At 74.9% G+C, this 22,160-nt stretch carries 21 protein-coding genes and 1 riboswitch; of the genes, 13 read left to right on the forward strand and 8 right to left on the reverse strand.

The genetic code is table 11. The annotated features are described in order from the left end of the window. The first annotated feature begins 1 nt into the window (after window position 1). The 7 genes from FHX75_RS18910 to FHX75_RS18940 are packed head-to-tail and all read left to right on the forward strand — an operon-like array spanning window position 2 to window position 3,282. A complete protein-coding gene (locus FHX75_RS18910; RefSeq protein WP_154941504.1) occupies window positions 2-778 on the forward strand; it encodes a GvpL/GvpF family gas vesicle protein in 777 nt (258 codons plus the stop codon). Window positions 779-781: 3 nt separating this feature from the next. Further along, entirely contained in the window at window positions 782-1,135 is a 354-nt protein-coding gene (locus FHX75_RS18915) for a gas vesicle protein GvpG (protein ID WP_154941506.1), read from the forward strand. A 5-nt stretch (window positions 1,136-1,140) separates the two neighbouring features. Further along, window positions 1,141-1,491 (forward strand): gas vesicle protein GvpO, encoded by a 351-nt coding sequence (locus FHX75_RS18920; protein ID WP_154941507.1) that lies wholly within the window; start codon window positions 1,141-1,143, stop codon window positions 1,489-1,491. Between the two features lies 1 nt (window position 1,492). After that, window positions 1,493-1,861 (forward strand): gas vesicle protein GvpJ, encoded by a 369-nt coding sequence (gvpJ, locus tag FHX75_RS18925; RefSeq protein WP_154941509.1) that lies wholly within the window; start codon window positions 1,493-1,495, stop codon window positions 1,859-1,861. After that, window positions 1,845-2,663: a GvpL/GvpF family gas vesicle protein gene (locus tag FHX75_RS18930; protein WP_154941511.1), complete on the forward strand. Its 819-nt coding sequence runs from the start codon at window positions 1,845-1,847 to the stop codon at window positions 2,661-2,663. The genes gvpJ and FHX75_RS18930 overlap by 17 nt, the downstream gene beginning before the upstream one ends. Beyond that, window positions 2,657-2,917, forward strand: a complete 261-nt coding sequence (locus FHX75_RS18935) for a gas vesicle protein (protein WP_211364497.1) — start codon at window positions 2,657-2,659, stop codon at window positions 2,915-2,917. Before FHX75_RS18930 ends, FHX75_RS18935 begins: the two co-directional genes overlap by 7 nt. Continuing rightward, complete coding sequence (locus FHX75_RS18940) at window positions 2,914-3,282, forward strand: gas vesicle protein K (protein ID WP_246158197.1); 369 nt, start codon at window positions 2,914-2,916, stop codon at window positions 3,280-3,282. Before FHX75_RS18935 ends, FHX75_RS18940 begins: the two co-directional genes overlap by 4 nt. A gap of 29 nt (window positions 3,283-3,311) precedes the next feature. On the opposite strand, the gene FHX75_RS18945 is transcribed toward FHX75_RS18940, so the two are convergent. The 7 genes from FHX75_RS18945 to FHX75_RS18975 are packed head-to-tail and all read right to left on the reverse strand — an operon-like array spanning window position 3,312 to window position 11,894. Next, a complete protein-coding gene (locus tag FHX75_RS18945; protein ID WP_154941513.1) occupies window positions 3,312-5,651 on the reverse strand; it encodes an AAA family ATPase in 2,340 nt (779 codons plus the stop codon). 40 nt (window positions 5,652-5,691) lie between these two features. Next, window positions 5,692-6,210, reverse strand: a complete 519-nt coding sequence (locus tag FHX75_RS18950; protein ID WP_154941515.1) for a hypothetical protein — start codon at window positions 6,208-6,210, stop codon at window positions 5,692-5,694. A 44-nt stretch (window positions 6,211-6,254) separates the two neighbouring features. Continuing rightward, entirely contained in the window at window positions 6,255-6,998 is a 744-nt protein-coding gene (locus FHX75_RS18955; protein WP_246158199.1) for a GTP-binding protein, read from the reverse strand. Continuing rightward, a complete protein-coding gene (locus tag FHX75_RS18960; RefSeq protein ID WP_154941517.1) occupies window positions 6,985-7,473 on the reverse strand; it encodes a DUF742 domain-containing protein in 489 nt (162 codons plus the stop codon). The genes FHX75_RS18955 and FHX75_RS18960 overlap by 14 nt, the downstream gene beginning before the upstream one ends. Beyond that, window positions 7,470-7,940 (reverse strand): roadblock/LC7 domain-containing protein, encoded by a 471-nt coding sequence (locus FHX75_RS18965; RefSeq protein ID WP_154941519.1) that lies wholly within the window; start codon window positions 7,938-7,940, stop codon window positions 7,470-7,472. The genes FHX75_RS18960 and FHX75_RS18965 overlap by 4 nt, the downstream gene beginning before the upstream one ends. Beyond that, window positions 7,937-10,705 (reverse strand): nitrate- and nitrite sensing domain-containing protein, encoded by a 2,769-nt coding sequence (locus FHX75_RS18970; RefSeq protein ID WP_154941521.1) that lies wholly within the window; start codon window positions 10,703-10,705, stop codon window positions 7,937-7,939. Before FHX75_RS18970 ends, FHX75_RS18965 begins: the two co-directional genes overlap by 4 nt. After that, window positions 10,692-11,894 (reverse strand): hypothetical protein, encoded by a 1,203-nt coding sequence (locus FHX75_RS18975; protein WP_154941522.1) that lies wholly within the window; start codon window positions 11,892-11,894, stop codon window positions 10,692-10,694. The genes FHX75_RS18970 and FHX75_RS18975 overlap by 14 nt, the downstream gene beginning before the upstream one ends. Window positions 11,895-12,272: 378 nt before the next feature. Here FHX75_RS18975 and FHX75_RS18980 point away from each other — a divergent pair, with 378 nt between their 5' ends. From FHX75_RS18980 to FHX75_RS18990, 3 genes are all read left to right on the forward strand, one after another. Further along, entirely contained in the window at window positions 12,273-15,140 is a 2,868-nt protein-coding gene (locus FHX75_RS18980; RefSeq protein WP_154941524.1) for an alpha/beta fold hydrolase, read from the forward strand. Further along, on the forward strand, window positions 15,140-16,048 hold the full coding sequence (locus FHX75_RS18985; RefSeq protein ID WP_154941526.1) for an ABC transporter permease: 909 nt from the start codon (window positions 15,140-15,142) through the stop codon (window positions 16,046-16,048). Before FHX75_RS18980 ends, FHX75_RS18985 begins: the two co-directional genes overlap by 1 nt. Window positions 16,049-16,162: 114 nt before the next feature. Beyond that, on the forward strand, window positions 16,163-16,612 hold the full coding sequence (locus FHX75_RS18990) for a DoxX family protein (RefSeq protein WP_154941528.1): 450 nt from the start codon (window positions 16,163-16,165) through the stop codon (window positions 16,610-16,612). A 54-nt stretch (window positions 16,613-16,666) separates the two neighbouring features. On the opposite strand, the gene FHX75_RS18995 is transcribed toward FHX75_RS18990, so the two are convergent. Beyond that, complete coding sequence (locus FHX75_RS18995; RefSeq protein ID WP_154941529.1) at window positions 16,667-17,368, reverse strand: hypothetical protein; 702 nt, start codon at window positions 17,366-17,368, stop codon at window positions 16,667-16,669. Between the two features lie 135 nt (window positions 17,369-17,503). After that, a riboswitch (SAM riboswitch) is annotated at window positions 17,504-17,636 on the forward strand. A 10-nt stretch (window positions 17,637-17,646) separates the two neighbouring features. Between FHX75_RS18995 and thrC the strand changes: the two genes are divergently transcribed. The 3 genes from thrC to paaN all read left to right on the forward strand — a co-directional run bounded on the left by thrC (window position 17,647) and on the right by paaN (window position 22,110). Further along, the gene (gene thrC, locus FHX75_RS19000) at window positions 17,647-18,936 is read left to right on the forward strand and encodes a threonine synthase (RefSeq protein ID WP_154941531.1); all 1,290 of its coding nucleotides are present in this window, start codon (window positions 17,647-17,649) and stop codon (window positions 18,934-18,936) included. Window positions 18,937-19,349: 413 nt separating this feature from the next. After that, window positions 19,350-20,369 (forward strand): GNAT family N-acetyltransferase, encoded by a 1,020-nt coding sequence (locus FHX75_RS19005; protein ID WP_154941533.1) that lies wholly within the window; start codon window positions 19,350-19,352, stop codon window positions 20,367-20,369. Window positions 20,370-20,436: 67 nt separating this feature from the next. Then, window positions 20,437-22,110: a phenylacetic acid degradation protein PaaN gene (paaN, locus tag FHX75_RS19010; RefSeq protein WP_211364498.1), complete on the forward strand. Its 1,674-nt coding sequence runs from the start codon at window positions 20,437-20,439 to the stop codon at window positions 22,108-22,110. Window positions 22,111-22,160: the final 50 nt, after the last annotated feature.

Below are 22,160 nucleotides of genomic sequence, written 5' to 3' on the forward strand. Positions count from 1 at the left end.
GATGACTGACGAGCAGGCTCAGCCGGGCGGCGAGCTCGGGCTGTTCATCTACGGCATCGTGCCGTCCGACGTGGAGCCGACCCCGGACGCGGAAGGGGTCGGCAACCCGCCGGGCGAGGTGACCGCGGTCCGGCACGGCGAGCTGGCCGCGCTGGTCAGCGAGGTGGGGTTGGAGGAGCCGATGGGCCGTCCGGCCGACCTGACCGCGTACCAGACGCTGCTGGACGGGACGGCGGCCGTCGCGCCGGTGCTGCCGGTCCGGTTCGGCACGGTGGTGACCGGGGCGGACGCGGTCGAGGACCTGCTGGAGGCCCACCACGACCGGTTCGCCGCCGCCCTCGACGAGTTCGAGGACCGGGTGCAGTACACCGTGCACGGTCGCTTCGACGAGGAGGAGATGATCAGCGACTTCCTCGCCGAGAACAGCTCCGCCGCTGCGCTCGCCGATCAGGTGCGCGGCCGGCCGGAGGTGGAGAGCCGGGAACAGCGGATCCGGCTGGGCGAGATGATCAGCCAGGGGGTGGAGCTGCGCCGGGAGGCGGAGAACCGGGCGTTGATCGACACGCTCACCCCGTACGCGGTGGCGCACGCGCCGCGCCCGCCGAGCAGCGAGCTGGACGCGATGAACGTCGCCTTCCTGGTCGACGTCGACGAGGAGGAGGAGTTCGTCCGGGTGCTGGAGGAGTTCGCCGAGCAGCGTCGGGGCCTGATCCGGATGCGGCTGCTCGGGCCGCTCGCCCCGTACGACTTCGTCAGCGCCCACCAGTTGGTGGAGTGACCGGTGGACATCCTCTGGACGCTGCTGACCCTGCCGTACGCCCCGGTGCGGGGGCTCACCTCGGTGGTCAAGGTGATCGCCCGGGAGGCGGAGTCGCGGCAGTACGACCCGGCCAACATCCGGCGCGAGCTGGAGGAGCTGGACCGGGCGGCGGAGGCCGGCGACATCACCCCGGAAGAACGGGACCGGGGGCAGCAGCGGGTCCTGGACCGGTTGACCGGCGCGGGCGGCGGTGGGGCGGACACCGCCGCCGCGCCGGCCCGCCCGCCCCGGCGGCCGGCCGCCCGCCGCCAGGCGGCGGGTCAGGCACGGCGGGTGGACCGGCGGGACGACCCCGAACGACGGCGAGGGAGGTGAGCGGGATGGCCCCAGGACGCGTCCGGGGAGACGGCGACCGCGAGCGCCGGCAGGAGCCGGTGCCGCAGGACGACCGGTACGACGACGAGGACTACGAGCCGGTCTCGGCCGCCGAGGCGGCCCGCGAGGGGCTGCGCCAGGTCGTCGGCCTGACCGGTAAGGACCCGCTCGGCGTCACCTCGATCCAGCCCACCGACGACGGCTGGCGGGTCGGGGTGGAGGTGGTGGAGGACCACCGCATCCCGGCCTCCACCGACCTGCTCGGCCTCTACGAGGTCGAACTCGACATGGCGGGTGGCCTGCTGGGCTACCGGCGGACGCGCCGCTATCAGCGGGGCAAGGGCGACGGGGGTTGAGATGACCAGTCCGCGGCCAGCGGTGGTGCAGAACACCGGCCAGGTGATGGGCGCCGGGCACGAGCCGGCGAACCTCGGCGACATCCTCGAACGGGTGCTCGACCGGGGCATCGTGATCGCCGGCGACATCCGGGTCAGCCTGCTCGACATCGAGCTGCTGACGTTGAAGCTGCGGCTGGTCATCGCCTCGGTGGACACCGCCCGGCAGATCGGCATCGACTGGTGGGAGCACGATCCGTGGCTCAGCTCGAAGGCCCGCCCGCCGGTCGAGCCGGGGCCGCGCGATCCGGAGCAGGTGGAGGCGGAACGCCGGCCCCGGGTGGCCCGGCGGGCGGCCGCACGGGAGGGGTGGAATGAGTACGGCACTTGATCCGGCGGTCACCGTCGGCGCCTGGCTGCACGGTGTGGTCCGCGACCCGGACCCGGCCGCCCTGGCCGCGGTCCCCGGCATGGACGGTGGGCCGGTGCGGGCCGTCCGGGCCGCCGGCTTGGCGGCGGTGGTCAGCGCCGCGCCGCTGACCGAGTACGGCGAGGAGGCGCTGCGCCGCAACCTGGAGGACCTGGCCTGGCTGGAGCGCGCGGCGCGGGCGCACCACGCCGTGGTGGACGCGCTCAGCCGGGCCGGCGCGGTGGTGCCCGCCCGGCTGGCCACCGTGCACCACGACGACACCCGGGTCGCCGCCATGCTCGCCGAGCGGCAGGCCGAACTGGCCGGGACGCTGCACCGGCTGACCGGCCGCGGCGAGTGGGGCGTCAAGGGGTACGTGGTGCCGGGCGCCCTGCCCCGCACCGAGGCGGCCGACGGCGGGGGCGGGGCGGGCGCGGCGTACCTGCGGCGGCGCCGGGCCGAGCTGACCGCCCGGGACGAGGGGCAGCGGATCGCCGGCGAGGCGGCCGCGGCGGTGCACGCCGCCCTCGCCGGGTACGCCGCCGCCGCGCGCCGGCACGCCCCCCAGGACCGGCGGCTCTCCGGCGCCCCGACCGCCATGGTGCTCAACGGCGCGTACCTGGTGGAGACCGCCGGGGTGGAGGGCTTCGCCGCGCTGGTCCGGGAACTCGCCGACCGGCACCCGGAGATCCGACTGGAGCTGACCGGCCCGTGGCCGCCGTACTCCTTTGTGGCCGACGGGCCGGCGGAGCCCGCGCACCCGGTGCGGGAGCCGGCGTGGTGACCACCTCGCTCGCCCCGAGCAGTGCCGACGACCCGTTGGCCTACCGCCCGGTGGCGCTGGTCGACCTGCTCGACCGGGTGCTCGCCACCGGCGTGGTGATCTCCGGCGACATCACCCTGGCCATCGCCGACATCGACCTGGTCCGCATCTCGCTGCGCGCACTGGTCGCGTCGGTCGGCGCGCTCACCCCACCCGAGCTGCCCGATCCGCTCGGGTCGCCCGGTGTCGGGGTGCTGCCCGGGGAGGTCGGGTGACCGGGCCGGGTCCGCGCCGGGACGAGGCCGCCGACCTGGCCGCGGCCCTCGGCGAGACGGCCGCCTGGCGGGCGCCCCGGGTGACGCCGCTGGACCGTCGGCTCGCCGTCGACCAGGACTCCGTCGAGCGGGGGCTGGCCAGTCTCGTGCTCACCGTGATCGAGCTGCTGCGCCAGCTGATGGAACGGCAGGCGCTGCGCCGGGTCGACCTCGGCGACCTCACCGAGGAGCAGATCGAACGGGTGGGCACCACGCTGATGGCGCTGGAGGAGCAGATGACCGAGCTGCGCCAGTACTTCGGCCTCGCCCCCGAGGACCTCAACCTCGACCTCGGCCCGCTGGGCCCGCTGCTGCCCACCGACTGAGGGCCCCGGCCGCCCCCGACAGGTGTCGGTCAGCGTGCCGCCCGCTTCTCCGCGTACGCGGCCAGCCAGGCCACCTGCGCGGGGTCGAGTGAGGGGCGCACCCGCCGCCGGGCGGTTGCCACGTGGGCGGCGGTGACCGTGGACGCGGCCAGCGACTCGCGCATCGCGGCCAGCGCGGCCTCCCGGACCAGCGCGGCGCAGTCCGCCGCCGAGAAGCCGTCCAGCTCCCCGCCGAGCGCGGCGAGGTCCACGTCCGGCGCGAGCGGCACGGTCCGGGACGCGGCGCGCAGGATCTCCGCCCGGGCGGGACCGTCCGGCGGCGGCACGTAGACCAGCCGTTCCAGCCGGCCGGGGCGCAGCAGTGCGGGGTCGACCAGGTCCGGCCGGTTGGTCGCGGCGACCACCACCACGTTGCGCAGCGCCTCCACCCCGTCCAGCTCGGTGAGGAGCGCGGCGACCACCCGGTCGGTCGTACCCCCGTCGCTGGCCTGGCCACGCACCGGGGCCAGCGCGTCCACCTCGTCGAGGAAGACCAGCGTGGGGGCCGCCTCGCGGGCCCGGCGGAACAGCTCGCGGACGGCGCGTTCGCTCTCGCCGACCCACTTGGAGAGCAGCTCCGCGCCCTTCACCGACAGCACGTTCGCCCGGCCCGTCCCGGCCAGCGCGGTCACCAGGTAGGTCTTGCCGCACCCGGGCGGCCCGTAGAGCAGCACGCCCCGGGGCGGCTGCACGCCCAGCCGGGCGAAGGTGTCCGGATAGGTCAACGGCCACAGCACCGACTCGGTGAGGGTCTGCTTCACCTCGACCAGGTCGCCGACGTCGTCCAGGGTGACCGAGGTCAGCTCCAGGGTGGACGCGGCCATGGTGGTCGGCCGGACCACCTCCAGCGCCGCCGTGAAATCGGCCATCGCCACCGTCGGCCGCTCGACGGCCTTCTGTCGCAGGGCCGCGCGGACCCCGGCCTCGCGCACCAGCGCGGCCAGGTCGGCGGCGACGAACCCGGGGGTACGACCGGCGACCTCGTCCAGCCGGACGTCCTCGGCCAGTGGCACCTGCCGGGTCAGCACGGTGAGCTGCTCGCGGCGCAGCGCGGGATCGGGCAGCGGCACGGTGATCCGCAGGGAGAGCAGGTCCGGGGCGCGCAGCGCCGGGTCGACCGCCTCGGGGCGGGAGGTGGTGCAGACCACCGCCGCCCCGGCGCGGACGGTCTCGGCGATCGCCTGGCGGAACACGGTGGCCAGTGGACCGGGCTCCTCGGCCGGGGCCAGCGCCTCCACGTCGGTGACCAGGAGCACGGCCGGTCCGCCGGCGCGTACCTCGGTGGCGGCCTCGCGGAGCCGGCGGGCCGCCGCGTCGTTGCTCAGCGCGGCCAGCTCGGGCGCCCAGAGCGGGCGCACCCGTGCGCCGACGGCGGCGGCGACCGCCCGGACCAGCGCCGACTTGCCCGAGCCGGCCGGGCCGCTGAGCAGCACGCCGAGCGAGACGGTGGTGCCGAGCCGGCCCAGCACCTCGCGGTGGTGGAAGCCGAGGTCGAGCAGCTCGGTCAGCTCCTCGGCCTGGGTACGCAGCCCGGGCAGCTCGTCCACGTGCGGCGCCTCGTCCGCCACGACCGTCCCGGGGCCGTCCAGCCCGGTGCTGTCGAGCCCGGCGCCGTCGAGGCCGGTACCGCTCCGGTACCGGAGCGTCCCGGTCGGGTCCTGGGCCGTGCCGTTCCGGCCGGTCCCGGCGGCGGGGTGGCCGCCGGGCGCGAGGCGGGTGGTGGTGGGGCGGGCCGGTCCCGGTGAGCCGTGGGTGGCCGGGCCGTGCTCCCAGCCGACCACGGTGTCCATGGTGACCAGGGCGCCCGCGTCCGGCTCGGCTTCCACGACGGTGAGCAGGGTGCTGGTCCAGGCGTACCCGACGGTGTTGGCGAGGCTGCGTCGCGCGGCCTCGACCAGGCTGCGCACCGAGGCGTCCGGGAGCACGTCCTGCGGCAGCAGCGAGACGTCGTCGCCGGGGGTGACCATCTTGCCCAGCAGCGCGAGCCGCAGCATCTCCGGTGACACCGCGGCCACCACCGCCACCGGGCCGCTCAGCGTCACCCGGCGGGCGGGGACCACCGGCGCCGGGCCGATCGTCACCCGGCCACCGTCGCGCAGCCCGAGGTTGCCCAGCACCAGGTCGTCGGCGTAGAGCAGGGCGGCGCTCGCGGTCGGCTCGGCGGGCGCCACGATGCCGGCGGTCACCCGCCGGCCGACCAGCCGCACCGGGTCGCCGGGGCGCAGCGCCAGCGCGGTCAGCACCTCCGGGTGCAGCCGCACGATGCCCCGCCGGGCGTCCAGCGCGGCAGGCCGCAGGCTCGCGGTGAGGGTCAGGTCCGGTTCGGCCATCGCCCGACAGTAGCGGCCCCCGACACGGCCCGCCCGGCCGTCACGGTCGCCGGTCGTCGGCGAGCAGCGCCGGGTCCCGGCGGATCATCTCGGCCAGCCGGGCCGCCGGGTCGGCGCCCGTTCCGTCCCGTCCCGCCGACCACACCGGCCCGGTGTTGACCGGCCTCGGCCAGGGCGGCGGGGGCGTGGTCGTGTTCTCCGCGGCGACCGTCACCGCCGTGTCCGCCCAGTCGATCCGCAGCGGGTACGTCCGGCCCTCGTGCTCCACCCGCACGACGACCGACAACCCCGGGTGCTCGGCCACCACCAGGCGGACCGCCTCGGCGACCTCCTCCACCGGGTCGCGCTCATCGGCGGCCGACCGTCCCACCCCGGTCCGCGTCGCCGCCGACCGGCCGGTTCGGTCCCACCCCGGGCTGTCCGACCGTCCGGGGTGGCCGGTCGTCTCGAAGGCGACGGTCGACGCCCCGGCCTCCTCGCCCGGCTCGCCCGCCCGGCGCCGCAGCGCCTCCTCCCGGCGGGCCAGCCGGGCCAGCGTCTCGTCCAGACCACCTCTCATCACGTCCCCCTTTTCCTGATGAACGGGTCGTACCGGCGAACGGTTCACGTCCCCCTCTCCCGGGTGGCCCGGTCCAGCGCGCGGTCCAGGACGACCAGCAGCGCGTCCCGCACCGAGAGCCGGTCCCGGGCGTCGAACCGCACCAGCGGCACGTGGTCGCCGATCGCCAGCGCCCACCGGATCGCCCCCAGGTCGTGCGCCAGCCGTCCGTCGAAGGCGTTCACCCCGACGACGAACGGCAGCCCGGCCCGCTCGAAGAAGTCGATGGCCGGGTAGCAGTCGTCCAGCCGCGCGCTGTCCACCACCACCAGCGCGCCGAGCGCGCCCCGGGCCAGGTCCTCCCACATGAACCCGAACCGGGCCTGCCCGGGGGTGCCGAACAGGTAGAGCTTGAGGCTGCGGTCGATGGTGACGCAGCCGAAGTCCATCGCCACCGTGGTGGTGGTCTTCGCGCTCCGTACGCCCGGATCGTCCACGCCGATGCCCGCGCTGGTCATCGACGCCTCCGTGGTCAGCGGGGCGATCTCGGAGATCGCGCCGACCGTGGTGGTCTTGCCGACGCCGAAGCCCCCGGCGATCAGGATCTTCACCGGGATCGGCGGCCGGCCGCCCGGCGCCGTCCGGGCCGCCCCGCCCGCGGCGGCCGGCGGGCGGTACGGCGGCGGCGGGGCCGCGGCCGGCGGGGGCGGTACGACCTGCCCACCGCCCGCCGGGCTGCCGTAGCGGGTGGCGGCGCTGTTCGAGGAGACCCCGCCCAGCGGGGCGACCGGCCATTCAGGAGATCGCACGGAGTCCCTCAATCACTCGCAGGATGATGTCGGGGTCGAGGGCATCGTCGACGTCCCCGACGTGCACGTCGAGGTGGCCGGCGGCCCGCAGGTCGCCGACCAGGACGCACGCCACGCCGAAGTGCATCCGCATCCGGGCGGAGATCTCGGCGACCGAGATCGGTTCACCGCAGAGCGCGATGATCGCCTGCAGCTCCGGGGCGAGCCGGGCCGCCGGGGTGGCCGTCCACGGGCCGCCCCCCGGTCGCGCGGTCACCTGGGTCTCCAGACCGATCGCCGGGTCGGTGCCGGTGACCCGCCCGGCGGTGAGCACGAACGGTCGCGGGCCGGCCGGCTGCTCGGCCTGCGGGTCGGGCCCGGGCGCCGGCCTCGTCGCCGGTACGCCCCCGCCGGTCGGTGCCGGCGTCCGCAGGTAGGGCCGGATCCGGACCATCGGGTCCGGGTCCGGTTCCTCGCCGGCGGCCTGCGGGGTCATTGCTGAACGGCGTTCTTCAGCTCGGCGATGAGGGTCGGGCTGAGGGCGCCGCCGGCCCGCCCGGCGAAGAGGGTCATCTCGTACGCCACGGTGCCCAGGTTGGCCGACCGGTCGGCGACGACGCCGAGCACCGAGCCGCTGCTGATCGCGCTGATCAGCAGGTAGCCGTCGGCCATGTCCACGATCACCCGGTTCAGGCCGCCGAGGGCGTACCAGCTCGCCGCGCCGCCGGCCAGGCTCGTCATGCCGGAGACGACGGCGGCGAGCCGCTCGGCGTTGGACCGGTCCTTGATGGCCGACATGGCCATCAGCAGCCCGTCCGAGGACACGGCGATCGCCTCCAGGACGCCGGCGGTGCTCGACGTGAACGAGTCCAGCAGCCAGTTGAAGGTGCGCGCCTCCGGGCTGAGGTCGGGCCCGGCGTGGGTCGGGTGGTCGACGTTGTCGTGCAGGAAGGGGCTGGTCACCGTGATGATTCCTCTTCGTCGTGGCGGTGGTCGGTGTTGACTTCACGCAGAGCCCGGGCGACGCCCGCCTCGAACTCCGTGATCAGCTCCCGGACCTCGGTCGGGTCCTGCGGCGGCTGGCTCACCGGGGCCTGCTGCGGCGGGGTGACCGCCAGGTTGGCCCCGGGCACCCGTCGGCTCAGCCGTGGCCGGCCGGGGGTGGCGCCGAGGTCGGCCCAGCCGGACTGCTCGGCCCGGCGTACCCCGGACTGGAACTGCTCGACCAGTGTCCGGGCGGCGTCCGGGTCCGCGCCGCTGGCGTCCACCGGGCCGACCGCCGGCTCGGCCGGTGGCAGGGTCGCCCCCGGCACCCGCTGCCGGACCGTCGGCGTCGCGGCCCCGCCGGGCGGTGGCCAGGCCGGCGGGCCGGCCGGCGCGAAGAGCGACGGCGCGGGTGCCGCCGGGGCGGGCGGCGCCTCCGCCCACGGTGGGTCGGCCGCCGGCGGGAAGAGCGACGGCGCGAGCGACATCTCCACCGACTGCGGCGCGGGGGCCGGCGGCCGGCCGGCGACCGGCACGTCCGCACCGGTCGGCGTGGGCCGGTCGGCGACCTCGTCGGGCCGGCGCCGTCGCGGCAGCCCGCCGGGGGTGGTCAAGTCCTCCGCGGCGTCCGCGTCGGGCTGCCGGATCTCCAGGAACGCGGTGCCCCCGGTCGGTGCCGCCCCGGCGCCGAAGGCGTCCCAGGATTCGCCGGCCGCCATCGTGCGGGTGGCCCGGCTCAGCAGCGCGGGATCGAAGGTGGCGGCCGGGCTGTCGGCCGGCGCCGCGGTGAGTGCGCGGCCGGACCGGGTCGGGTCGATCGCGGCGGCCGGCGACCGCCGGTCCCGAGCCGGTACGGCGGCCCGCGCCACGGTCGAGCCGGCCGGGTCGGCCGGCCGTACCACCAGCAGTGGGTGCGGCACGTCCAGCCGGGCGGTGACCCCGCCGCCGGCGGTCGGGGCGAGGCGCACCGTCCAGCCGTGCCGGCGGGCCAGCCGGCCCACCACGAAGAGGCCGAGCACCTCGGTGGGGGCCAGGTCCAGCCGCTCCCGGCGGTTCAGCCGGGCGTTCTCCTCGGCCAGCCGGTCCTCGGTCATGCCGATGCCCCGGTCCACCACGCAGATCCGGGCGCCGATCTCGGTCAGCTCGCCGGAGACCACCACCCGGGTGTGCGGCGGGGAGAAGACGGTGGCGTTCTCCATCAGCTCGGCCAGCGCCAGCACCAGGTCGCCGGCGATGGCGGGCGCGGCGGAGACCTCGGCCGGCACCCGCACGTCGACCCGGGTGTAGTCCTCGATCTCGCCCAGCGCCAGCCGTACCACGTCGGCCAGCGGCACCGGGGCGACGTGCCCGTCGCTGCCGGTCGCGCCGGAGAGCACCACCAGGCTGCCCGCGTTGCGGCGCAGCCGGCTGGAGATGTGGTCCAGCCGGTACAGGTGCGCCAGCCGGCCCGGGTCGGTCTCCTGCCGTTCCAGCCGGTCGATCAGCGCGATCTGCCGGCCGACCAGGTTCTGGGTACGCCGTCCCACGTGGCCGAACATCTGCGCCACGTTGCGCCGGCCGGCCACCTGGCGCTCGACCAGCCGGGCGGCGGTGCTCTGCACCCGCTCGAAGGCGCGGGCCAGGTCGCCGATCTCGTCCCGGGCCCGGACGTCGACCGGGTCGAGGCGTACCGGGGGGCCGGTGTCGGACTCGTCGTCGGCGACCCGCACCAGCTCGGCCTCGGCGACCCGGGCCACCCGGTCGGCGGAGCGGGTGAGTCGGGTCAGCGGCCGGGCGACCGTACGGGCCACCGCGACGCTGAGCAGCATCACGGTCAGCAGGACCAGGCCGGCCGCCCCGGCCACCAGCCAGGCCGTGGTGAGGGCCCAACGCTTGTCGGCGGTGGTCTGGGCGATGACGTCGGCGACGACCTTCTTCTCCACGAACTGCCCGAGGGTGATCATCGAGCGGACCGACGGGAAGAGCGCGTCCAGCGGGACGTCCCGGATCGCCGCGATCGGGTCCTGGACGCTGTCGACGAGGAAGGTCGGGCTGGTCCGGGCGGCCACCGCCGCGTCGTCCAGCAGCGCGAGCTTCAACTGCTCCGGCGTGATCAGGCTGCGGAACCGCAGGTTGTCCACCTGGAGCGCGGCCATGCAGGCGATGTAGGAGGCGGACACCCGCGGGTTGCTGGTCGCCTTGACCAGCACGATCAGGGTGGCGCAGGCGCCCAGCCCCTCGTCGGCCCGCAGCAGCGCGTCCAGCGCCAGCACCTGCCGCCCGGCGGGGACGGTGGTGTCCACCTTCGACGGCAGCTGCAACGAGTCGATCAGGGCCATGTCGATCGGCCCGTACGCCTCCATCACCTGGGTCGGGGTGGCGGCCCGGCTGAGCACCAGGGTGCGCAGCTCGGCGAGTTCGTGCACCCCGTCCAGGGCGGCCGTGGTCTCGGCGGAGAGCCGGCCGGCGTAGTCGGCGCGCAGGTCGGCGACCCGGTCGTCCACCGTGGCCGCCTTCTGGATCAGCTCGCTGCGCTGCACCCGGCCGAGCAGCAGCCCCACCGACATGACGCGTTCCTGCTGGAGGTCCTGGACCAGGCTGCCGATCCGGCTGGCGAGCCGTACGGTGTCGGCGGTCTCGCCGGCCCGCTGGGCGGCGGCGACCCGGTCGAGCACCACCGGTACAGCCAGCCCGACCGTGCTGAGCAGCGGGATGAAGACCAGCAGGGCGAGCTTTCCCCGGATCCGGAGCCTAGCGAGCAGCATCGAAGGGCCCCCAGCGTTCGGATCCGCCGTCGCGGCCCGAGCCGGCCGGCTGGAGCAGCCGGTGGTCCTCCGGACGGATGCCCCGCTCCGCCGTCGGCGGCGCCCAGCGCTGCGGGTCGGGCACCGTGTCGGTGTCGCCGTCGCCCGCGCGCCGGGCCTCGGCGGCGTGCCGCCGCGCCCGCCGGTACGCGGCGATCAGCACGCCGGTGAGGAGCAGCACGAGCAGCACCGCCGTGGCGGCGGCCCCGGCGGCCAGCCGGCGGTCCCGGTCGTACGAGTCGATCCGCTCCTTCAGCAGCGCGTCGAGCTGGTCGAGGATGACCGGCTGGAGCTGCCGGGCGGCGGACTGCGCGTTGAGCCGGGCGGCGGCGACCTGGCCGGGGTCGGCGAGCCCGGTCTTCGACCCGGCGCTCGGCCCGGAGAAGGCGGCGAGCGCCTCGACGGCACGCTGGTAGGTGTCCAGCGGGGTGAGCACGTTGGCACCGAGGTCGGTGCTCTCCGAGCTGTCCACCGCCTCGCGCAGGTCGGCGACCAGGTCGGTGGCGGAGGCGAGCGCGCCGACCCGCAGCTCGGCCAGTTCGCCCTGGGTGCGGGCGCGCTCGGCGGCCGGCCGGGCGGCGCCGAGCGCGCTCAGGTCGGCGAGCCGGCCGGCGGCGACCATCGCGGTCGGCAGGTCCAGGCCGATGCTGTCCTGGAGGAAGAAGGAGTCCTGCCGGGGGTCGCGGACCAGGCCGGAGCTCTCCCGCACCTTGCGGTGCAGGGCCAGCAGCAGGTCGGTGACCTCCCCGTACGCGACGAAGGCGGCCTCCGGGTCGGTGAGCGGCCGCTCCGGCAACGCCTCCAGCTTGGCGCGCAGGCCGGCCCACCGCTCGTGGCTGCGCAGCTCGTCGCCGATGCGCGCGTCGACCCCGGCGGCGTCCCGGACGGCCCGGTCCAGCGCGTCGCGGCCGGCGGGGCGGCCGGCCACCGCGGCGGACTGGGCGTCCACCAGCGCCTCGGTCACCGGGCCGAGCGCGCGCAGGTACTCGACGCCGAGTCGTTCCCGGACCGCCAGGTCCCGGTCGTCGCCGGTGAGCCGGTGGTGCTGCGCGAAGAGGAAGGCCACCGGCGCCAGCATCGCCACGACGAGCAGCAGCGGCAGCACGCGGCCGGAGGGCCGTCGACGGACCCGCTGCGCGGGGACGGTCATGGGTCTGTCTCCTCCGGCGACGGCGGGGGATCGGTCCGGGTGTCGGGGGTCGCCGATGGAGTCCCGTACACCGGACCGGAAAACTAACCGACCCGGCCCTGGCACATGCCGTGGTTGTTCAGTCAGTTTCGCGTCACTACGAGCGATGTCACATGCCGTTCACCGATCACCACGGAAAGTGCCGTCGGGGTAGCCGTCATGGTCTGATCCGAGTCGATTTCGGATTGAAGATCGGAATTCACGTGATCCGAAGTCGTCCCGCCGGTAATGGTCTGGACGGCGCGCGGTCGATCAACCCCGCTCGTCGATCGGACGAACCGGACGGACGTACGGAGGATCCCAGCCAACGCTCAGGAACCGGGCCGTACCGTGAGCCACATGAGATCACCGCTGTCGGCCGCGTGGCTGCGGCGCGTCCTGGCCAGCCGTCGCCGGGTCGCCGTCGCGTCGGTGGTAGTCGTGCTGCTGGCCGCCGCCGCCGTCTGGGCGGCCCGACCGGACCGGCCCGGCTTCCGCACCGAGTCCGCCCTGGTCACCGTCCGATCCGGACCGGCCGGCGACCAGCCGGTCGAACTGGACACCACGCTCTGGCTGCCCGACGACGCCTCGGCCGACCGCAGGGTGCCGGCGGTGCTGCTGGCGCACGGCTTCGGCGGTACGAAGGACTCGGTCCGGTCCGACGCGGAGGACCTGGTCACCCGCGGCTACGCCGTGCTGACCTGGACCGCGCGTGGCTTCGGCCGCAGCGGCGGTGAGATCCACCTGGACCACCCCGACTACGAGATCCGGGACGCCCAGCGGCTGCTGGACCGGCTCGCGGAGCGGCCGGAGATCCGCACCGACGCCGCCGGCGACCCCCGGGTGGGCGTGGTCGGCGGCTCGTACGGTGGCGGCCTGGCCCTGCTGCTGGCCGCCCAGGACCAGCGGGTCGACGCGATCGTCCCGATGATCACCTGGAACGACCTCGCCCGGGCCTTCCTCCCGGAGAGCACCGGCCGGCCGGCGACCGACGGCGTGTTCAAGCGGGGCTGGGCCGGGATCTTCTTCGGCGGCGGCGGCAACGCGGGCTCCGGGCCGGCCGGGCTCTCCGGCACCTCGGCCGCCCAGCCGGAGGGCGCTCCCGCCTCCGCCGGACCGGCCAGCCCGGCGCCGGGCGCGGGACCGGGCACCGGTCCGGGGCCCGGCCCCGCACCGGCCGCCGACCCGTCCTGCGGCCGGTTCGCCGCCGACGTCTGCGCCGCGTACCTGCGGATCGCCACCACCGGGCGGGCCGACCAGGCGGCGGTGGACCTGCTGCGCCGCTCCTCCCCGGCCGGCGTCCTCGACCGGATCAAGGCGCCGACCCTGCTGGTGCAGGGCGAGGCGGACAGCCTCTTCCCGCTGACCGAGGCGGACGCCAACGCGCGCGGCATCGCCGCCGCCGGCACCCCGGTGCGGGTCGCCTGGTTCACCGGCGGCCACGACGGTGGCACCGGGCCGACCAGCGACTCCGACCGGGTGAAGTTCCTGACCGCGCAGTGGCTCGACCACTACGTCAAGGGCGAGGGGGCGGCTCCCGGCGACGGCTTCACCTTCTCCCGGATCGCCGGCTTCGACGCCCTCGACCGGGGGCTGGTGGCCACCGGCTACCGCACCGCCGACTACCCGGGCGTCGCCGGGGACGCCCGGCGCGAAATCGCCGTCACCGGCCCGGCCCAGCCGATCGCCAACCCGCCGAACGGCAACCCGGCGGCGATCTCCTCGGTGCCCTTCGCCGGCGCGCTCGGCTCGCTGCTCGGCGGGGTGGCCGGCGACGTTCCCGGCCAGCACGCCCGGTTCGAGTCGGCCCCGCTGGCCGACCCGCTGGACGTCGCCGGGTCGCCCACCTTCGCGCTCCGGGCGGCCTCGCCGACCGGTGAGGCGGTGCTCTTCGTCAAGCTCTACGACGTCGACCCGAACGGCGCCGCGACGCTCCCCGACGGACTGGTCGCCCCGGTGCGGCTGACCGGCCTGCCGAAGAGCCTTGACGGCGCGCGGCCGGTCACCGTCACGCTGCCGGCGATCGTCCGCCGGATCGAGGCCGGGCACCGGCTGCGGGTCGTGGTCGCCACCTCCGACCAGGCGTACACCACGCCCGCCGAGCCGACCGTCTACACGGTGGCGGCGGGCGACGCCCCGGTCAGCCTGCCGACGGTCGACGCCGAACCGATCCCCACCACCGCCACCGTCTGGCGCTGGGTGCTGGTCGGGCTGCTCGCCGCCATCGCGGTCGGGCTCGCCGTGGTCGTCGCCGTCGCCCGCCGCCGGCACCGCCGCCAGGACAGCTCGGTCCACCCGGAGTACGCGGGTGTCCCGCTCGCCGTCCGCCAGCTCCGCAAGGAGTACGCCGACGGCTTCGTCGCCGTCTCCAACGTGGACTTCGAGGTGCACCCCGGCCAGGTGGTCGGCCTGCTCGGCCCGAACGGCGCCGGCAAGACCACCACCCTGCGGGTGCTGATGGGGCTGACCCAGCCCACCGCCGGTGAGATCTACGTCTTCGGGCACCGGCTGGTGCCGGGCTCGCCGGTGCTGTCCCGGATCGGCGCGCTGGTCGAGGGGCCCGGCTTCCTGCCGCACCTGTCCGGGCTGGAGAACCTGAAGGCGTACTGGCGGGCCACCGGGCGGCCGGCTGCCGACGCGCACTTCGACGAGGCGCTGGAGATCGCCGGGCTGGGCGACTCGGTGCACCGGCGGATCAGGAACTACAGCCACGGCATGAAGCAGCGGCTGGCCATCGCGCAGGCCATGCTCGGCCTGCCGGAGCTGCTGGTGCTGGACGAGCCGACCGACGGGCTCGACCCGCCGCAGATCGCCGAGATGCGCAGGGTGCTCCAGCGGTACGCCACCGACGGCCGGGCGGTGCTGGTCTCCAGCCACCTGCTCGCCGAGGTGGAGCAGACCTGCACCCACGCGGTGGTGGTCAACAAGGGCCGGATCGTCGCCTCGGGGCCGGTGGAGGAGATCGTCGGCGATTCGCCGAGCGTGCTCTTCGACGTGACCGACCCGGCCGCCGCGCGGGTCGTGCTGGACCGCCTGGCGGGGGTCCGGGTGCTGCCCGACGGTGACGGCGGCCTGGTGGTCGACACCAACGGCACCGCGCGCAGCGAGGTGGTGGCGGAGCTGGTCCGGGCCGGGATCGGGGTGGACCGGGTGGTGCCGCGGCGCCGCCTGGAGGACGCGTTCCTCGCCCTGGTGGGCGAGAACTCTCGGGGAAGCGGGGACCGGTGATGGCGGGCTCATCCATCGACACGGCGGGTCCGGCCGACGCCGGCCGGGTCGGCCCGGGCGGGGCGGCCGTCGGCTACCGGCCGTCGGCGACCCTGCCGTTCGCGGCCGAGTTCCGCCGGCAGGCGTCGCGGCGGCGTACCCAGCTCGCGCTGGGGTTCATGGTGCTGCTGCCGCTGATCATCCTGACCGCCTTCCAGTTCGAGTCGGGCGGCGACGACGACAACGGGCGCAACGAGTTCGGCAGCCTGGTCGAGCTGGCCACCTCGGGTGGGCTCAACTTCGCCCTGTTCTCGATCTTCGTCTCGGCGTCGTTCCTGCTGGTCGTGGTGGTGGCCCTGTTCTGCGGGGACACCGTGGCCAGCGAGGCGAGCTGGGGCAGCCTGCGCTACCTGCTGGCGGTGCCGGTGCCCCGGTCCCGGCTGCTCGCGGTGAAGCTGCTGGTCGCGCTCGCGTACTCGGCGCTGGCCCTGCTGCTGCTGGCCGGCACCGCCCTGCTCGCCGGCACCCTGCGGTACGGCTGGGAGCCGCTGCGCAGCCAGGTCGCCGCGGAACTGGCGCCGACCGACGGGCTGCTGCGGCTGCTGGCGGTGCTCGGCTACCTGGCGGTCGTCCTGCTGGTGGTGGCCGGGTTGGCCTTCCTGCTGTCGGTGACCACGGACGCCGCGCTCGGCGCGGTCGGCGGCGCGGTGCTGCTCTGGATCCTCTCCAGCATCCTGGACCAGATCACCGCCCTCGGCGGGCTGCGCAACTTCCTGCCGACGCACTACAGCACCGCCTGGCTCGGCCTGCTCTCCACTCCGGTGCAGACCGACGACGTGGTGCGGGGTGCGATCTCGGCGGTGAGCTACGCGACGCTCTTCTGGGGGCTGGCCTTCTGGCGGTTCACCCGAAAGGATGTCACGAGCTGACGACTTGAGCGTTAACTCCCCCGGACGACCCGTTCGTTAACAGAAAGTTTATAAGGTCCGATATTTCCTGGCTGATCCTGGGTGCACCCGTTCCACTCACCCGGAGGTAGCGAGATGAATCTCGACCGGTTCAACGGACCCGCCCTGTCCCTCTTCCGTATGGTCATCGGCCTGCTGTTCCTCTGCCACGGCCTGTCGTCGCTCTTCGGCGTGCTCGGTGGCGCCCGCGGCACAGGCGAGTCGCTGCCCGTGGGGCAGTGGCCGGGTTGGTGGGCGGCGCTGATCCAGGCGGTGTGCGGCACGCTGGTGCTGGTCGGGCTCCTCACCCGGCCCGCCGCGCTGCTCGCCTCCGGCTCGATGGCGTACGCCTACTTCGTCGTGCATCAGCCGGACGGCCTGTTGCCGATACACAACAACGGCGAGCTCGCCGCCCTGTTCTGCTGGGCGTTCGCCCTGGTGGTCGTGCTCGGGCCGGGCAGTTGGGCGCTCGACCGCCTGATCGGTCGACGCCGCACCGGCGTGGCCACCCCGGCGCCGGCGGGCCGGAACTCCGTACCCGCCTGACCCGCCGGCCGTCCGCCGCCGGAGCCGTTCCGTACGGCTCCGGCGGCGCTGCGGTCAGGGCGTGTACGGCGCGTCGGTATGTCCCACCTCAACCAAGGTCGTGCCCGAGAGCTGGTACGTCGACGTGCGCCTGATGTCCAGCTCGGCCATGCTCCTGCCGTCGCTGCGGGTCAGCCAGACGACGGTGGCCCGCTGCCCGGCCACCTTGACCGACAGGACCGGGGTGCGGTCGCCGAGATCGGCCAGCGCCCGGAAGGCCGGCTTGCCGCCGCTGTTTCGCCAGACGAGCACGGTGAAGAAGGTGCCGCTGCCCCCGCCGTTCAACGCGACCACGCCGACCGCGTCGGCCGCCCCGTCCCCGTCGAGGTCGCCGATCCCGCACGGCTTCTGCAGCAGCACGGTCGCGCCGTCCTCGCCGGACCACTGCCCCTCGGTCAGCGGCAGGTGGTCCGGGTAGCCGTTGTAGGGCACCTTGGCGCTGCCGACGTGCGCACCGGCGAGCTGCTTGCAGGTCAGCGCGGGGGCGGCGGGCGGCTTCGGCTTCGCCGTCAGGGTCTCCGCCGCAGCGGGCGCGGCCGGCGCCGCCGTGGTCGGCGTGGCGCTGGGGGCGATGGCGGCCGGAGCCGCGGCGGTGGACGCGTCCGCGGACGGGGTGACGGTGGTGGACGCGGTGTCGGTCGTCCCGGTGTCACCTCCGCACGCGGTGAGCAGGCAGACCAGCGTGACGGCCGCGAAGCTCGGCAGGGTCCGGCGCATGGGCGGAGGGTTCCTCTCTCGACGGGATCGCCCGCACCGTACTGACCCCCCGCCACCCACGGCCTCAGCTCACAGCGTGGGAACCGGGGTCGGGTTCGGGCCGCCGAACTCCTAGACTCGGTGGCACAACTGCATACCTCATCCAGAGGGGCTGAGGGATACGGCCCGACGACGCCCCGGCAACCACCCGCACGCTCGATGACGAGCGGACGCGGGCAGGTGCCAATTCCGTCCCCGCCGCAGGGTGCGATGCGGGGAAAGATGAGAGGACTCTCGACATGACGTCGACGCTTCCCGCCGCCCCCGGCATCGACACCACCGCCAGCCCGGCCCGCGCCCTGGTCTGCCGCGCCTGTTCCGCGCGCTACCCGCTCGCCGCCCAGCACGCCTGCTACGAGTGTTTCGGGCCGCTGGAGGTCGACTACGACACCGCCGCCCTGGCCGCCGTCACCCGGGAGCGGATCGAGGCCGGCCCGCAGAACATCTGGCGGTACGCCGCCCTGCTCCCCGCCGGCCAGGACCCGGCCACCCGGGTGACGCTCGACCCGGGGCTGACCCCGCTGGTCGCCGCCCCGCACCTGGCCGCCGAGCTGGGCATCACCGCGCCGCTCTGGGTCAAGGACGACAGCGCCAACCCGACCCACTCGTTCAAGGACCGGGTGGTCTCGGTGGCGCTGACCGCCGCCCGGGCGCTCGGCTTCACCCGGTTCGCCTGCGCCTCCACCGGCAACCTGGCCAACTCGGTGGCCGCCCACGCGGCCCGGGCCGGCGTGCCCTCGGTGGTCTTCATCCCCGGCGACCTGGAGCAGGGCAAGGTGATCACCACCGCCGTCTACGGCGGCGAGCTGGTCGCCATCGACGGGTCGTACGACGACGTGAACCGGCTCTGCGGCGAGCTGGTGGAGACCGACGAGTTCGAGGACACCGCGTTCGTCAACGTCAACGTCCGCCCGTACTACGCCGAGGGTTCCAAGACCCTCGGCTACGAGGTGGCCGAGCAGCTCGGCTGGCGGATCCCGGCCCAGGTGGTCATCCCGATGGCCAGCGGCGAGCTGCTCACCAAGATCGACAAGGCGTTCTCCGAGCTGGTCGAGATCGGCCTGGTCGAGGCGCCGGCCGGTGGCTGGAAGGTCTTCGGCGCCCAGTCCGCCGGCTGCAACCCGATCGCGGTGGCGCTGCACGGCGACAGCGACACCATCGTCCCGGTGAAGCCGACCGGCATCGCCAAGTCGCTCAACATCGGCGACCCGGCCGCCGGCCTCTACGCGCTGGAGGCCGTGCGCCGCACCGGCGGCTGGATGGAGTACGTGGACGACGAGGAGATCCGGGCCGGCATCCGGCTGCTCGCCCGGACCGCCGGGGTGTTCGCCGAGACGGCCGGCGGGGTGACCGTGGCGGTGCTGCGCAAGCTGGTCGAGTCCGGCCGGCTCGACCCGACCGCCGAGACCGTCGTCTTCAACACCGGCGAAGGCCTGAAGACCATCGACGCGGTCGCCGGCCAGGTCGGCCCGACCCACCGGATCAAGCCCTCGCTGCGCGCCGCCCGCGACGCCGGCCTCCTCGCCTGACGCCCCCGCCCGTAGGTCGGCCCGCTTGATCGACCCCCGTTCGCGGCGTGTCGGGGTCTTCCGCCGCCCGGACACCCCGACACGCCGCGAACGGGGAGCGGCGGACAGCGCGGCGCCTCCGGCGACGGTCGGCCGCGCGGGGGATGGGCGGATCGCCCGGACGGGGGATCGGGTCGATCCGCCGGGTAACTGGCTTTTCGCTGTGAGTGTGGAAAACCCGCCGACAAGGACTTGACGGCAGGAACCGGACGGCGCAAGATGCTCCGTGCGGGAGGGCGATCCGCCGGAGACTTTGAGTTCTTACGACCCAACGCCGGAGGCGTTGTGTGGACGTCCCTCCCGACCAACGTCCGAACGGGCCAGCGAAGAAATTCGCTGGCCCGTTCGCTTTCCGGTGCCGCAGGCTCACCGGCATGGGCATCTCCATCACGGCGCTGGAGCCGAACGATCAGACCGCCGTCGACGCGGCGTACCTGATCGGGGCGGCGGTCACCGACGCGGACGCGCCGGACCTCCCGCCGTACTGCCGGCGGCGCTTCGAGGCGCTGGTCCGGCACCCGATGCCGGGCCTCGTCGTGCACTGGGCGGTGGCCCGGCTGGACGGGGTGCCGGCCGGCTGGCTCCGCCTCGAGCTGCCGCAACTGGACAACACCGACAACGCCGTCGCCGAGCTGGTGGTGCATCCGGCGTACCGGCGGCGGGGCGTCGGCCGGGCGCTGCACGAGCACGGGGTGCGGCTGCTGCGCGACGCGGGGCGCAAGCGGGTGGTGGGGGAGGTCGTCTCGGCCCTGCCCGGCGGCCCGGCGCGCGACCCCGCCGGAGCGGCCTTCGCTGCCGTGGTCGGCGCCCGTCCCGCGCTGGCGGCGGTACGCCGCCGGCTGGACACCACCACGCTCGACCGGGCCGCGTTGGACACCCTGCTGGCCGGCGCCCGGAGCGCGGCCGCCGGCTACCGCGCGGTCCGCTGGCAGCAGTCCACCCCTGAGGAGTACGTCGACGACGTCGCCTACCTGGAGGGCCGGCTGATGACCGACGCGCCCCTGGGCGACCTGGAGTGGGAGCAGGAGCGGGTCGACGCGGACCGGATCCGGGGCATCGAAAGGGCGCTCGACCTCCGGGGCAGCCGCCGCTACCACGTCGCGGCGGTCGACGAGGGCTCCGGCCGGCTGGTCGCCTGGAGCATGCTCAGCCTCGGCGCCAGCGCGGCCTGGCACGCCTGGCAGCAGATCACCATCGTCGACCCGGCCCACCGCGGCCACCGGCTCGGTCTGCTCACCAAGATCGAGAACCTGGGGCACGCCCTCGCGTACGAGCCGGCGCTGCGCGCGATCGACACCTTCAACGCGGCGGAGAACGAACACATGATCCGGATCAACGAGCAGCTCGGCTTCCGGCCGGTCGACGCCTCGACGGAGTGGCAGCTGGCGCTCTGACGGGTGACGATCTCACTTGTGACACTGCTCTACTGATCTGGGACCAACCTGTTGCATGATGGCGGGCATGACGGAGACCCCGCACCCCCTGTACGACAGGCACGCCGACACCCTGAACCGTGCGCTGACCGCCATCACGGAGCGGGGATACTGGTCCGCCTATCCCGAGTCACCCAGCCCCCGCGTGTACGGCGAGACCGCCGCCGCCGACGGCAAGGCCGCCTTCGAGGCGTACCTGAACGGCGACTTCCCCCTCGACCAGCCCGGCTCGGGCGACCGGGTCGCCACCGAGACCAGCCCCTTCGGGCTGGAGCTGAACGTGCGCTACCCGCACGCCGGCGCCGACGAGCTGGTCGCCGCCGCCTCGGCCGCCCTGCCGGCCTGGCGCGACGCCGGCCCGCAGGCCCGGGTGGGCGTCTGCCTGGAGATCCTCGACCGGCTGCACAAGCACATCTTCGAGCTCGCCAACGCGGTGCAGTTCACCAGCGGCCAGGCGTTCGTGATGGCGTTCCAGGCCGGCGGCGCGCACGCGCTGGACCGCGCGCTGGAGGCGCTCGCCTACGCGTACGCCGAGATGACCCGGCACCCGGGGACGGCCGGCTGGGAGAAGGCGGCCGGCAAGGGCGACCCGCTGCGGATGACCAAGACGTTCCACGTGGTGCCCCGGGGCGTGGCGCTGGTGATCGGCTGCAACACCTTCCCCACCTGGAACTCGTACCCGGGGCTCTTCGCCTCGCTGGTCACCGGCAACCCGGTGGTCGTCAAGCCGCACCCGCGCGCGGTGCTGCCGCTGGCCATCACCGTCCGGTACGCCCGTGAGGTGCTGGCCGATGCCGGCTTCGACCCCAACCTGGTGCTGCTCGCCCCCGAGGGGCCGGGCGAGAAGCTCGCCTCCACCCTGGCGCTGCACCCCGCCGTGAAGATCGTCGACTTCACCGGCTCCACCGAGTACGGCGACTGGCTGGAGGCGAACGCCCGACAGGCGGCCGTCTACACCGAGAAGGCCGGCCTGAACACGGTGGTGGTCGACTCCACCGACGACTTCGCCGGCATGTGCCGCAACCTCGGCTTCACGCTCACCCTGTACAGCGGCCAGATGTGCACCACCTCGCAGAACATCCTCATCCCGGCCGGCGGCATCGAGACCGACCAGGGGCACAAGAGCTTCGACGAGGTGGCCGCCGGCATTGCCGGCGCGGTCGGCAAGCTCACCGCCGACCCGGCGCGCGGGGTCGAGCTGACCGGCGCCATCGTCAACGACGGGGTGCTGGAGCGGCTCGACGAGGTGACCAAGGTCGGCGAGCCGGTGCTGGAGTCCCGTACCGTCGAGCACCCGGCGCTGCCCGGCGCGGTGGTGCGGACGCCGACCATCGTGAAGCTGGCCGCCGACGATACCGCGACCTACGGCCGGGAGTGGTTCGGGCCGATCTCCTTCGTCATCGCCACCGACTCCACCGCGCACAGCCTGGAGATCATGCGCGCGACGGTGGGGGAGAAGGGCGCGCTGACCGCCGGGGTCTACTCCACCGACGAGGCCGTGCTCGACGCGACCGAGGCCGCCGCGGTCGACGTCGGCGTGCACCTGTCCTGCAACCTGACCGGCGGGGTCTTCGTGAACCAGTCGGCCGCGTTCTCGGACTTCCACGGCAGCGGCGCCAACCCGGCCGCGAACGCCGCGCTGACCGATGGGGCGTACGTGGCTAACCGGTTCCGGATCGTGCAGAGTCGGCGGCACGTCTAGGTTTCGCCTTTGGTCCAGGTCGGGGTTTCCGGGGGGAGCCCACCCGCTCC

The sequence above is a fragment of the Micromonospora palomenae genome (assembly GCF_007829925.1).
Taxonomy (GTDB): domain Bacteria; phylum Actinomycetota; class Actinomycetes; order Mycobacteriales; family Micromonosporaceae; genus Micromonospora; species Micromonospora purpureochromogenes.